The sequence below is a fragment of the Ruegeria sp. AL12 genome, assembly GCF_056540885.1.
This window is the reverse complement of record NZ_JBQFXN010000002.1, coordinates 257,065-270,257: the sequence shown is the minus strand read 5'-3', so window position 1 is coordinate 270,257 and position 13,193 is coordinate 257,065. Positions and strand designations below refer to the sequence as shown.

General features: G+C 57.0%; 10 protein-coding genes. 7 read left to right on the top strand and 3 right to left on the bottom strand.

Annotated elements, in window-relative coordinates; all coding sequences use genetic code 11:
• Window positions 1–6: 6 nt before the first annotated feature.
• From nqrM to ACR0C6_RS09035, 5 genes are all read left to right on the top strand, one after another.
• Window positions 7–243 (top strand): (Na+)-NQR maturation NqrM, encoded by a 237-nt coding sequence (nqrM, locus tag ACR0C6_RS09055; protein WP_480446303.1) that lies wholly within the window; start codon window positions 7–9, stop codon window positions 241–243.
• 71 nt (window positions 244–314) lie between these two features.
• The gene (locus tag ACR0C6_RS09050) at window positions 315–1,985 is read left to right on the top strand and encodes a sulfatase-like hydrolase/transferase (protein ID WP_480446304.1); all 1,671 of its coding nucleotides are present in this window, start codon (window positions 315–317) and stop codon (window positions 1,983–1,985) included.
• A 193-nt stretch (window positions 1,986–2,178) separates the two neighbouring features.
• Complete coding sequence (gene gpmI / locus ACR0C6_RS09045; protein WP_480446305.1) at window positions 2,179–3,696, top strand: 2,3-bisphosphoglycerate-independent phosphoglycerate mutase; 1,518 nt, start codon at window positions 2,179–2,181, stop codon at window positions 3,694–3,696.
• Window positions 3,693–4,823 carry a murein hydrolase activator EnvC family protein gene (locus ACR0C6_RS09040; RefSeq protein ID WP_480446306.1) on the top strand — a complete coding sequence of 377 codons (1,131 nt, stop codon included), beginning with the start codon at window positions 3,693–3,695 and terminating at the stop codon, window positions 4,821–4,823. Before gpmI ends, ACR0C6_RS09040 begins: the two co-directional genes overlap by 4 nt.
• A 6-nt stretch (window positions 4,824–4,829) precedes the next feature.
• Window positions 4,830–6,170: a S41 family peptidase gene (locus ACR0C6_RS09035; RefSeq protein ID WP_171169475.1), complete on the top strand. Its 1,341-nt coding sequence runs from the start codon at window positions 4,830–4,832 to the stop codon at window positions 6,168–6,170.
• 42 nt (window positions 6,171–6,212) lie between these two features.
• Here ACR0C6_RS09035 and ACR0C6_RS09030 read toward each other — a convergent pair whose 3' ends face one another.
• The 3 genes from ACR0C6_RS09030 to ACR0C6_RS09020 all read right to left on the bottom strand — a co-directional run bounded on the left by ACR0C6_RS09030 (window position 6,213) and on the right by ACR0C6_RS09020 (window position 8,950).
• Window positions 6,213–7,739, bottom strand: coding sequence for an MFS transporter (locus ACR0C6_RS09030; RefSeq protein ID WP_480446307.1), 1,527 nt, complete (start codon window positions 7,737–7,739; stop codon window positions 6,213–6,215).
• A gap of 78 nt (window positions 7,740–7,817) precedes the next feature.
• On the bottom strand, window positions 7,818–8,177 hold the full coding sequence (locus ACR0C6_RS09025; RefSeq protein WP_480446308.1) for a hypothetical protein: 360 nt from the start codon (window positions 8,175–8,177) through the stop codon (window positions 7,818–7,820).
• Window positions 8,178–8,188: 11 nt separating this feature from the next.
• The gene (locus ACR0C6_RS09020; RefSeq protein ID WP_480446309.1) at window positions 8,189–8,950 is read right to left on the bottom strand and encodes a DUF6478 family protein; all 762 of its coding nucleotides are present in this window, start codon (window positions 8,948–8,950) and stop codon (window positions 8,189–8,191) included.
• A 252-nt stretch (window positions 8,951–9,202) separates the two neighbouring features.
• Between ACR0C6_RS09020 and ACR0C6_RS09015 the strand changes: the two genes are divergently transcribed.
• Both ACR0C6_RS09015 and ACR0C6_RS09010 read left to right on the top strand, forming a co-directional pair.
• Window positions 9,203–12,310 carry an ABC transporter transmembrane domain-containing protein gene (locus ACR0C6_RS09015; protein WP_480618927.1) on the top strand — a complete coding sequence of 1,036 codons (3,108 nt, stop codon included), beginning with the start codon at window positions 9,203–9,205 and terminating at the stop codon, window positions 12,308–12,310.
• Window positions 12,303–13,187: a CPBP family intramembrane glutamic endopeptidase gene (locus tag ACR0C6_RS09010; RefSeq protein ID WP_480446311.1), complete on the top strand. Its 885-nt coding sequence runs from the start codon at window positions 12,303–12,305 to the stop codon at window positions 13,185–13,187. Before ACR0C6_RS09015 ends, ACR0C6_RS09010 begins: the two co-directional genes overlap by 8 nt.
• The last annotated feature ends 6 nt before the right edge of the window (window positions 13,188–13,193 follow it).

Here is a 13,193-nt window from a genome sequence, read left to right as displayed (position 1 = left end):
ACCGAGATGAGCACTTTTATTCTGGCCTTTATTCTTTTGGCGCTTGTCATGGTCGGTATGTCATTGGGTGTCATGCTGATGGGCAAGACCATCAAAGGCAGCTGCGGTGGCCTGAATGCGATCTCGGGCGCCGATAAATGCGTTGTGTGTCAAAAGGATGTCGATCCGGACAGCCCGCTACGCGATCAGTTGCAGTGCAAACGTGCCAGGAAGATGCTGGAACGGATGGAACATCAGGCCTGAAGCAAGTTTTGCTTCGCTCTGCGGACGGAAGTGGCTAACTAGGTCCCTATGACTTTCGGGGAGGCACCGCGTTGGCCAAGGCAAAGAACATCCTGTTTATCATGTTCGACCAGCTGCGCTGGGATTATCTGAGCTGTTACGGGCACCCACATCTGCATACTCCGAATATCGATCGTCTGGCCGCCCGCGGTGTCCGCTTTGACCGGGCCTATATCCAGTCGCCGATATGCGGCAGTTCCCGCATGTCGACCTATACCGGGCGCTATGTGCATTCCCATGGAGCCTCATGGAACAACATTCCCCTCAAAGTGGGTGAGATCACGTTGGGCGACCACCTGCGCAAGGCGGGAATGGATTGCTGGCTGGTCGGCAAGACACATATGGCCGCCGATGCCGAGGGGATGGCCCGTCTTGGGCTGGAGCCCGACAGCATCATCGGGGCCCGCGTCGCGGAATGCGGGTTTGACGTGTTCGAACGCGATGACGGGTTGCGCGCAGAGGGTCCGGACGGTTTCTATGACCCAGACGGGGCAAAGAAATACAACCATTACCTAGCAGACAAGGGATACGAGAGCGACAATCCGTGGCATGATTTTGCCAATTCCGGTCTGGATGCCGATGGCAACGTGCTGTCAGGGTGGTTCCTGAAGAATTCATCCGAACCTGCAAATATCGCGGAAGAGGACAGTGAAACACCATATCTGACCACCCGTGGAATCGAGTTCATGGACAGCCATGACGGACCGTGGTGCTGTCACCTCAGCTACATCAAGCCTCACTGGCCTTACATCGTGCCGGAACCTTACGCTTCGATGTACGGGCCCGAACTTGTCGTGCCCGTGGTCCGCTCGGAAGCTGAGCGAAAGAATGCCCATCCCGTCCTGAAGGCCTTCATGGACACCAAGGTCGGGCAGGCATTTTCGCAGGAGGATGTCCGCGAGGCGGTGATCCCGGCTTATATGGGGCTGATCAAACAAGCGGATGACCAGATGGGTCGTCTGTTCGACTGGATGGAGAAAACCGGGAGGATGGACGACACGATGATCGTGCTGACCTCGGATCACGGTGATTTTCTGGGTGACCACTGGATGGGTGAGAAGACTTTTTTCCACGATGTGTCAACCAAAATGCCGCTGATCATTTATGACCCGTCTCCCCAAGCGGACGTCACGCGCGGTACCACCTGCGACGCGCTGGTCGAGTCGATCGATCTGGCGCCGACGTTTCTGGAACTGGCAGGCGGCGAAAAGGCCGGGCATATTCTCGAGGGGCATTCTTTGCTGCCGATCCTGCATGGCCAGTCCGACAAAACGCCCCGAAAGGTCGCGATCTGCGAATATGACTATTCCGCGTCTCCCATCGCGCAGCGGTTGAATGCATCGGTTCGCGATGCGGTCATGTTCATGGTCGCGAATGAAAAGTGGAAGCTCATCCATTGCGAGGGCGGGTACAGGCCGATCCTGTTCGATCTGGAAAACGACCCCGATGAACTGGTGGATCTGGGTGACAGTGCGGATCATTCGGATGTCATCGCGCAAATGTACGATCACCTGTTTGCCTGGGCGCGCCGCCCGTCACAGCGCACCACCCGGTCCGAACAGCAGTTGATCGATATGCGGACCCGAAGCGGGGGCACGGGCATCATGATCGGCATCTACGACGAAAACGACACGCCGCTGGAACTGACGGTCAAATATCGCAACCGCAAGGCGAAGCCATACACGCGTTACCTCAAAGACTAGTCTTGTCCGGGTTTTTCACCGATAAAACCATGATGGCTTTGCGTCGAAAAATGCAGCGGCTCATTGTCCTCCGGCGATGGGCCGAAGCCGCCAGGCCGTTTGATTAATTCTGCGTAAATTGCCGCAAAGATGGTTCACCCCTTGCCGGCCAGACGCTAGAAGAAGACCCAAGAGCAGTAATCGGAGATTTTCAATGCCAACCCCCAAACCCGTTGTTCTGTGCATTCTTGATGGGTGGGGCGTGTCAGACGACACACAGGCGAATGCGCCCTATCTGGCGAACACGCCGACCTTTGACGCGATCATGGCCAAATGCCCGCACGCCACGCTGACAACGCATGGCCCGGACGTAGGTCTGCCCAGTGGGCAGATGGGTAATTCCGAAGTCGGTCATACAAATATAGGTGCGGGCCGCGTTGTTGCCATGGATCTGGGGCAGATCGACCTAGCCATCGAAGACGGTTCGTTCTTTGGCAATGAGGCATTGCAGGCATTCATTTCCAAGGTCAAATCCTCAGAGGGGACGGCTCATCTCATGGGGTTGGTCTCGGATGGTGGTGTTCACGGGCACCTGAATCACATCATCGCTGCAGCCAAGGCCATTACGGATGCCGGTGTTCCGGTCGCCCTTCATTCGGTCACGGACGGGCGCGACGTGGCCCCAAAATCTGCGCTGACCTATTTTTCCCAGTTGGAAGAACGGCTGCCCGAGGGGGCACGTGTCGTCACGGTAAGCGGTCGCTATTTCGCCATGGATCGCGACAATCGTTGGGAACGGATCGCAGAAGCTTATGACGCGATGATCAACGGCAAGGGCAGGGCGGCCAGCACCGCACTTGATGCCGTGGACCACGCCTACAACCAGTCTGAGTCTGACGAATTCATTACGCCGACCGTGTTGCAAGGTTACAAGGGCGTCACCGACGGCGATGGTTTTTTCTGTCTAAATTTCCGCGCAGATCGTGCTCGCGAAATCCTGCGCGCGATTGGTGAACCGGGCTTTGCCGAGTTCGAAACCGGGCCGCGGCCGAAACTGTCGGCGCTGCTGGGCATGGTAGAGTATTCGGACGGTCACAACGAATATATGACCGCGGTTTTTCCGAAACGGGCGATTGTGAACACGCTCGGGGAATGGGTCGCCAAGCAGGGGTTGCGTCAGTTCCGGCTGGCTGAAACCGAAAAATACCCCCATGTCACTTTTTTCCTGAACGGGGGCAAGGAGACCCCCGAAAAAGGTGAAGACCGCTATATGCCCAAATCACCCAAGGTTGCGACCTATGATTTGCAACCCGAGATGTCCTCGGCCGAGGTCACAGCCAAGTTTGTCGAGGCGATCGAACAAGGTTACGACCTCATCGTAACCAATTATGCCAACCCTGATATGGTCGGGCATACCGGCGACCTTCAAGCTGCGATCAAGGCATGCGAGGCCGTTGATGCAGGATTGGCTCAGGTCGTTGCTGCCGTGGAGAAAGCAGGCGGCGCAATGATCCTCACTGCCGATCACGGTAACTGTGAAGTGATGGTTGATCCGGAAACCGGCGGTCCGCATACGGCGCACACGCTGAACCCGGTGCCCATAGCTTTGGTCGGAGGGCCAGAGGGCGCGCAGGTGCGTCAGGGGCGGTTATCTGATCTGGCGCCGACTCTGCTTGATTTGATGAACCTGCCCAAACCGCCGGAAATGACCGGAGAAAGCCTGCTGTCATGAGGCTGACCGCCCTAGCGATTATGCTGCTTTCAACTTGTCAGGCCTTTGCCCAGGACGACGCTTCTCGGGCGGCACTGGATGCGGCAAGGATGCTGGAACAGGCGTCGATCTCGCTGAGCGAAGCAGACGGCGCAAGGGATCGGGTGCGGGCGCTGACCGAAACGATACAAGCCTATGAGGCCGGGCTGAGCGCGATGCGGACTGGTCTGCGCAAGGCTGCAACACGCGAAGCGCAACTGAGCGCGCAATTGAGCGCGCGTGAAAAGGACGTCAGGCAGTTGCTTGGCATATTGCAGACTATTGAAACGACCGCACCGCCAGTGCTGATGCTGCACCCGTCAGGCCCATTGGGCGCGGCGCGGGCCGGAATGATGCTGTCCGAGGTCACGCCTGGTCTTAACGCAAAAGCGCAAGCGCTGGCACAGGACCTGCAAGAGGTTCAGACCCTGCGTCTGCTGCAACAAAGTGCCTCGGAAACTTTGACCGAAGGGCTGCGCGGTGTGCAGGATGCCCGCACGCGGTTGAGCGAAGCGATTGCCGACCGAACTGATTTGCCGCGTCGGTTTGTCGAAGACCCGGTGCGCACGGCCATTCTGATTTCTTCGACCGAGACTCTGGATGGCTTTGCAAGCGGTCTGTCAGAGATTTCAGAAGGCGAGATCATTGAAACCGACGCAAGCATCCTGGATCAGAAAGGACAGATTCCTTTGCCGGTGCAGGGCGTTTTGCTGCACAAGGCCGGTGAACCGGACGCTGCTGGGGTCGCCCGCGCTGGTCTGGTCATCGGCACCCGTTCCCGTGCGCTTGTAACATCCCCCACTGCGGCCACGATCCGCTATCGCGGGCCACTGCTGGATTTGGGAAACCTTGTCATTCTGGAGCCGCAACCGGGCCTGTTGTTCGTGTTTTCGGGCTTGCAAGAGGTCTATGGTCAACCCGGGCAGGTGATCCCCAAAGGCACTCCGGTTGGCCTGATGCCGGGTGAAACGCCGGAAATCGGCGCAATATTGTCAACAAGCGGTGATGGCACTGGAACTGATCGCCCAGAAACGCTCTATATAGAGGTAAGAGAAGATAACACCCCGGTGGACCCGGAAACTTGGTTTCGGACCGACAAGGATGGATAAACGAGTATGAAGAAATTTGTGATGGCCGGTTTGGCCGGAACTGTGGCAGGCATTCTTGCGACAACACAGATCGCAGGCCCCCTGCTGGCGCAAGAGGCTGTGAACAAGGCTAGCGTCTATGAACAGCTTGACCTGTTTGGTGACATTTTCGAACGCATCCGTGCGCAATATGTCGAAGAGGTCGAGCCCGAAGAACTTATCGAAGCGGCAATCGATGGTATGCTGACCTCTCTTGATCCGCATTCCAGTTATCTTTCGCCTGATGATGCCGAGCAGATGCGCGTGCAGACCCGGGGCGAGTTCGGTGGACTGGGTATTGAGGTCACGCAGGAAGACGGTTTTGTCAAAGTCGTGTCTCCCATCGACGACACGCCCGCTGACGAGGCCGGGATCGAAGCCGGAGATTTCATCACGCATGTGGATGGCGAAAGCATTCTGGGCCTGACGCTGGACAAGGCGGTGGATCTGATGCGGGGCCCGGTCGGCTCCGAGATTGTTATTACCGTCGTGCGCGAAGGCGAACCTGATCCCTTCGATGTCACCATTATCCGTGACACGATCAAACTGACCGCCGTTCGCGCCCGCACCGAGGGCACAAGTGTCGTGCTGCGGGTAACGACCTTTAATGATCAGACTTTCCCCAACCTACAGGAAGGGTTGAAGGAACAGATCGAAGAAGCTGGTGGCATCGACAAGGTCAATGGTGTCGTACTGGACCTGCGCAACAACCCGGGCGGTCTGTTAACACAGGCCATCAAAGTTTCGGATGCGTTCCTGAACGAAGGGGAAATCGTCTCGACCCGTGGACGGGACCCGGAAGAGGGTGAGCGTTTCAACGCCACCCCCGGCGATCTGGCGGAAGGCAAACCCATTGTCGTGTTGATCAATGGTGGTTCGGCCTCGGCATCTGAAATCGTCGCGGGCGCACTTCAGGATCATCGCCGGGCCATCGTCGTCGGCACCAAAAGCTTCGGCAAAGGGTCGGTTCAGACGGTGATGCCGCTTCGGGGTGATGGTGCGATGCGCCTGACCACGTCCCGGTATTACACCCCATCAGGGCGGTCGATTCAGGCTCTGGGTGTCAGCCCTGATATTATCGTGGAACAACCCCGTCCGGCGCCAGAACCGGAAGAGGAAGAAGCCAACGCCCGTTCGCGCTCCGAGGCCGATCTGCGCGGTAGCCTCAACAATGACAGTCTGAGCGAAGATGAGATCCGCCAGATCGAGGAAGATCGCGCCAAGGCCGAGGCAACCGCAGAGCTGAGGGAAGAGGATTACCAGCTGGCCTATGCCATCGATATCCTGAAGGGGCTGTCGGCCTTCAACCCCAACGGGCCGTCACAGTAAAACGGTAAGGGCTGCGGATGTCGCAGCCCTTGGCTCCCGGCTTCAGCTTTCGATCCGGTGCAGTTTTTTTTCGTCGAGAAGCAGCGCCAGAACGAGACCGACCGAGACGGACAAGGCCGAAAAGACGAAAGCCATACTCATCCCGCTGTCAAACGCCGCCGACAATGCCCGTTGAACCGTCTCTGCTTCGCTGGATGACAACCGGCTGATAACCGCATGGGCGGACGGCGTATCAAGTGTTCCGCCGTTGATCGTGCGAAGCTCTGCTTCGGTCAACTTGATGCCCGAAGCGGCCACATACTGGCGAAGCTCAGACAGGCTGACGACGTACATAATGGCGGTGGCACAGGCGACAGAGATTGCGCCGTAAACCAGGTGGGTCATGAAGCTCAGGCCGCCAACCAGCCCAGCCCGTTCCGGCTTTACGGCACACATTGCAGCAGTTCCGGACGGCCCAACCGTCAATGTTGCGCCCAGCCCGATCATCGCCATGCCGGGCAGGATGCGAAAGTACCCCAGATCACCGGGCAGCACGACAATGGTCGCAGCGCCGATCGTTGCGATCAGATATCCCCAAAACAGCAGCCGCTTGGGGCCGAAATCATTGTAAAGCGTGCCCGAAACAATTGATCCCACGGCAAGCAACACGGTCAGCGGCGCCAAGCCCAGTGCCGATTCAAACGTCGACCAGCCCAGCACCTTTTGCATGTATTGGGGAAAATACAGCAGCCCCACAAATGCCGCGGACACGTTGAACATGTTCAGGCCAAGGGTGATGCGAAACTCGCGGTTTTGCATCATCTGCGGCAAAAGCAGCGGCTCTGTCACGCGTTTCTCGACTTTGGGGAACAGAATGAAAAGCGCAGCGCTGGTGAAAAACAGCATCAACAACGGAACGGACGTCCACCCCCAGTCCGCGCCCACATCCAAACCGTAAAGCAGCAGCAAAACGGCAAAGGACAACACACCCATTCCGGCGAGGTCGAGGTGTTCATCCGGTTTGTGCTGTGTTTCGCGCTCCATCAGGATCAGCGCGGTGGCCATCGAAATGCAGGAAAAGACCACATTGGCGAGGAAAAAGTAGCGCCACTCTCCCAAGTTCACGGCCAATCCGCTGAGCATCGGACCAAACACGTTTCCGGTGGTCACACCTGCTAGAATTAGCCCCATCACCAAGGCTCGATGTTCTGGCTTTGATACTTTGGTTGCCCCGAAGGCCAGCGTGCAGGGCCACACACAACCCGCGCCGATGCCTTGCAGCGCACGCGCAATGACAAGAAAATCAAGACTGGGCGAAACAAAGCACATGACCGAGGAAAACAGAAAGATCGACAGGCCAAAAAGCATCATTCTGCGGTGGCCATACATGTCGCCAAGCCGTCCGCCTGCGACCATGGTCATGGCGAAAAACAAGGCATAGATGTTCAGAACCCATTGGGTGCTGGTGATGTCGGCGTCAAAGCTGCTTTCGATCGCAGGCACCAGCATCAGGGCGCCGGTAAAATCAATACCGATGCCAAATCCGGTAACCATCAAAGCGATGACTTTGACTATGCTGCTGCGATCCATGACAAGGCGCGATCCGCTCTGAAAACGCCAATGATGCACGAATCTGGCAAGATTGACAGGAAAACTAGCAGGAACGGATTAGGGGTCGTCTCGGCAAATCCGGCGGAAAGCGCGTTTCAGCATATCCAGTTCAGCCCGCAGCAAATCAATTTCGGCCCTTAGATCATCTGCGGCGGGCTCACCGGCAATCACCGTGAAGCTTCCCAGTTTTTCGGTTGTGGCTGCATCTGCAACGACGAACGTGTGCACGCCTTCGGATAGGGCTGCAACAGGCACCTGTATGCGCAAGTCCCATCCGTCTTCTGCGGGCGACAGGTCAACATCGCTCAGGGTTTCGCCCTGATAGCTTACCTCGGGGTTAGGCGTACTGCTGGCTTGAATGTGGCCTTGCCAGACTCCGTTTTCGAACCGTATGAAGGTTAGCTTGGTCTGCGTCATGACTGATCTTCTCACAAATCGGCACGATGAAAACGGCAAAACGTAAGATCCCGCACCACCGTGCGGTTCATCTCGGGCGTTTCAAAAATCAAATCCAGCCAGATTTTTTCGATCCTGCGCTCATTCAGGGGGAGATGCGCCAGATCAAAATCCACGGCCTTTGATACCTCGCTGGGATCAAGGCTTCGCAACACCTGTTCCATATTGGGCCCGTGCTGAATGTTGAGGCGCGCGAAAACGCCCGATGGCTTTTCACACTCGATCAGGGTTTCCAGCCTCACAAGATGCTCGCGCGTTAGATGAATTGCAGCATCCACAGGCAATTCAACCGAAACGGACAGGAAGGACCCCCCAAAGCTGAAAACCTCGATCACGAGACTGAACGGAGCCAGATCTCTGTCCCCTCTATTCCGGACTTGCCGAACGGCAATTTCAGAAAGCGGGCAGTCGTGGAACACGCTGACCTGACTGTCCAGAACGGTCTTTCGCGGGGCCGAAGCCACACCCGGTTGCGTCAGGGGCGCACGCCATAGGTCGGGGCGGCAGCTCCAGTCTGTTCCGACGGGTTTGGGAAACTGCGTTGACCCAATCGTTGGCCGGATCAGGCGACTGTCCGCCTGCTGAATCAGATGATCAAGATGCCTGCGCAAGCCGCGGGCCTGATCCCGTTGCAAGCGCAAATCTGCCTGGCTGGCATACGGCGCCTGATGCGCGGCTCGACGCCAGCGCCCCAGAATCTTGCGATGAAAATAGCGATCCAGAATCCTGCCCATGGCCACGTCGTCCGATAATGCCCGGCCTTAGTCAAGGACAACAGCATGAACAAAGCCGCAATAACGGAATTGCTATCGAAGCCTTGTGTTTTCCTGTTGGGGTCCCTCCATAATTTGGTTAGGCGCAACATGCTGAAACTGAACCGGTCTATTCTTGCAATGTACCGGGTCAGTGCTTACCGTTTGGCTCCTGCAAAGTGGGTCATCCCAAGAACAGCCACACAACAGTTTAGCGCATGACAAGGCCAGGTTATGGAGTCCACTTTATTTGCCTTCATTTGGAAGTATTCGAAGAAACAGCAACTTGTTCTTCTTCTGCTGACGGTCCTGTCGTTCCCGTTTCTTTACGCCTCGCTGGAACTGCCCAAACAAATCATCAACGACGCAATTGGCGCGCCGGGTGACACGGTAACCATATGGAACTTCACCGTGACGCAGGTTCAGTATCTGATGATACTGTGTGTTGCGTTCCTGGCGACGGTGATCGTGAGCGGTGTCATGAAGATGCGCATCAACACGATGAAGGGCGTCCTTGCCGAGCGCATGCTGCGGCGCCTGCGCTATACGTTGATCCAACGGTCGATGCGGTTTCCGAAATCCTATTTTGCGACCACCAGCCAGGGTGAGCTGGTATCGATGATCACGTCCGAGGCCGAACCGATGGGTGGCCTGATGGGGGATGCCATCGCGCAGCCGGTTTTCCAGTTCGGCCAGATGATGACGATCGTCACCTTCCTGTTCATGCAAAGCGTTTGGTTCGGAATTGCCAGTATCGCGCTGATCCCGCTTCAGGCCTGGCTGATCCCCAAGCTTCAGCGGCAAATCAACCTTCTGAACAAGGACCGCATTCAGGAAGTTCGACGTCTGAGCTCGGAGATCGGCGAAACTGCGGCGGGTATCAGCGATCTGCGGACCAACGGAGGGTGGCGCTATCGCCTTGCGCAATTCAGCCATCGGCTGGGGAAGCTGTTCGAGATCCGCTTCAAGATCTACAACAAAAAATTCTTCATGAAGTTCCTCAACAACCTGATAACTCAGATGACACCCTTCCTGTTTTATTCAGTGGGTGGATATCTGGCGATTACCGGTGAGGTGACCGTAGGTGCGCTGGTTGCCGCGTTGGGCGCCTACAAGGATCTGAGCGGCCCATGGAAGGATCTGCTGACCTATTACAATCAGGTACAGGACATGTCTTTGCGGTGGGAAATCGTCACCGAGAGATTTGCGCCGGACAACATGATGCCGGAAGAGCTTTTCGAGGGTGAGCCTGAAACCATTCCGCGTCTGACTGGCGACATAGAGCTGCGAAATGTGACGGTTCGCGACAGCGATGGTAAAACCGTTCTCGAAGATCTCGATCTGACCATTCCGCGCGGCGCGCGCGTCGCAATTCAGTCTGGACAGGCGTCGGAACGCAGTGCGTTGGGACAGCTTCTGACTCGTGAGGTGTTGCCGGCTCAGGGTGAGGTGATCATAGCCGGGCATAATCTGCGCGGTCTGCATCAGGCCGTCATCGCGGCCCGGATCGGCTATGCCTATTCGCGCCCTTATCTGTTTGACGGGACATTGGGCGACAACCTCATGATGCCTTTGCGCACGCATCCACGACACCAAGTAGATTCGCTCAAGGCCCCGACGCGGTGGCAGATCGAAGCTGTTCGTGCAGGCAATTCACCGGATTCACTGGACGATGAGTGGATTGACCCGGGCCTTGCCGGTCTTGACGATATCGACGACATACGTGACTGGTGGTTCCAGCTGGTGGAAGCGATGGGTATCGACGAGTTCATGTTCCGCCGCACTTTGCGTACGCAGTTCGACCCGGAAATTCACCCGATCCTGGCACAGGAAGTTGTCAATTTACGAGGGACCATCGCCGAGCGCCTGGCAGAAAAGGGGCTTGATCGATATGTGTACCGGTTCGACCCTGATCGCTTTAACCCGGCAGTTCCGCTGGGCGGAAACCTGTTGTTCGCGGCGCCATCCAAGGACATTTCTCCGGATATTTTGGCGGGTGACGAACGGTTCGTTCAGATGCTCAGATCCCATGATCTGGTTGACGACGTGATCAGCATCTCTCAGGCCGTCATGGACACGCTCAGCAAGACCTTCGGGCGGGACGGGGCGGATCACCCGCTTTTCCTTAGGCTTGGCATGTCCAAGGACATGTATCACAAATTGCTGGATATCGAAGAACGGCGCAAAGCCAAAGGTGATATGGCCGTGAGCGACCAGGAGCGCGCATTGCTATTGACGGTGCCGTTCCTGTTGACGGCGGAGCAGATCGGCCCAAACTTCCCGGAAGAATACAAGGAAAAGATTCTTTCCATCCGCAAAAGTCAGGCCAAGCGGCTGCGGGATGCGATGGGCGGCATGTTCATGTCAGTTGCGCCGGACATCTATGTGCCACGTCTGACCGTGATGGAAAATGCGATCTACGGCCGGGTTTCGTTGATGGCCGGTGCACACGCGGACGAAATAGAAGACGTTGTGGCCGAAGCCATGAACGAAGCCGGCCTGCGACGCCGTGCAGCTGCCATCATCTACGATCTGCCAGCAGGCCTGGGCGGGAACAATCTGCCGACCGTCTTTCAGGAGCGTGCCGCATTCTCTCGCGCGGGTATCAAACGGCCTGACGTCCTGATTCTGGACAGGGCCCTGGCAAGTCACGATTCCGAAAGCCGGTTGCGCACCCGCCTGAAACTGCGGGAATTGTTGCCGGATTCCATTATGATATTTATGGAAGATCACTTTGCACATCCCGAAGCGTATGATCTGTTTGTGGAAATCAAGGATGGCCGTATCGATGGTGTGTCACGATCCAAATCCCCGCAAGAAGACAGCACGTCGGACGATCTGAGCCGCAAGCTCGAGATCATTTCGGCGACCGAGTTGTTTTCCGGCGTGGATGGCCGCAACCAGCGGCTGCTGGCTTTCTCAGCGCAATGGTACGAAGCAGCAGCGGGGCAAGTCATCTTCTCGCGTGGTCAGGCGCCCGACGCGGCGTATCTGTGCGTCTCAGGGCAGGCCAGGCTGGACTGGCCCACGGATGATGGACAAAAACGCCCGATCTCGATAATCGAGCCCGGGCGACTGATCGGTGATCTCTCGATCATAACAGGAGAGCCCAGACAACTGGATCTGGTCGCCACCGAAGATTGCAGGTTCCTGCGTATCGGCGCCGAGGAACTGCGTGCCGTGGTCGAAAGCGACGCTTCGGTTGCTACGCAATTGCTACAGACTGTTGCGGGATATCTGACTACGTTGTCCACAAGAATCAATGCGGCGCAGAACCCCGAAGAGCTGCTCCCGACGATTACGGATCAGGCGATTCAGGAAAGCACGGATTATAATGCCTAAAGCATATTCCGCTCATGACCATCTGGTCGAAACCGCGCGCGGCAAACCGGAAATCTGGCGCCTGTTGCTGGGGCTCTTGCTGGTTGCCGTGCTGGTCAGCGTTCTGAACATGGTGTTTTTTACCGTGGTTGCCGGGATGGGTCCGGAAAGCTGGGCGCAGACGCTTCTGTTGGGCGGTTCACCCCTCGCGTTGCTGTTGCTGTTGGCCAGTTTCGGATTCATCATTCTGGGCGTGGCCGTCGCCGCGCGGCAGGTTCAGCACAGGTCTTTGGTGTCCATCGTGGGCGGGTACCGATTGGCTGCGGGCCAATTCCTCAAAGTGTTGAAAGCACTGCTTATTTTGGGCGCTGTCGGGTTCCTGCTGCCGCCTTATGGCTTTGGCGGATCTCTGTCGCAGAACCTGCCATTGTCAACCTGGCTTCTTCTTTTGCCGGTTTCGGCCTTGGTTGTTCTGGTGCAGACCAGCGCCGAAGAGCTGTTGTTCAGAGGCTATATTCAGCAAACCCTGGCAGCCAGATTCCAATCGCCTGTCATCTGGATGGGGGTACCATCCATCCTGTTTGCAGTTGGACATTACACACCGGACATGGCTGGCGACAACGCGTTGCTGATTGCGCTGTGGGCTTGCGTTTTCGGTCTGCTGACATCGGACCTAACGGCACGGGCGGGAACATTGGGGCCAGCTATCGCCTTGCATTTTTTCAACAACATCATTGCGTTGCTGTTCATCTCGTTGCCCGACAATCTGAACGGGCTGGCGCTGTTCACCCTTCCGTTCGATGCATCCGACGCCGAACAGCTTCGCCCCTGGCTTCTGGTGGACCTTGCCGTGATGTTCGTTTGCTGGCTGGCCGCGCGACTTGCGCTCAGGCGTTGATTGCAA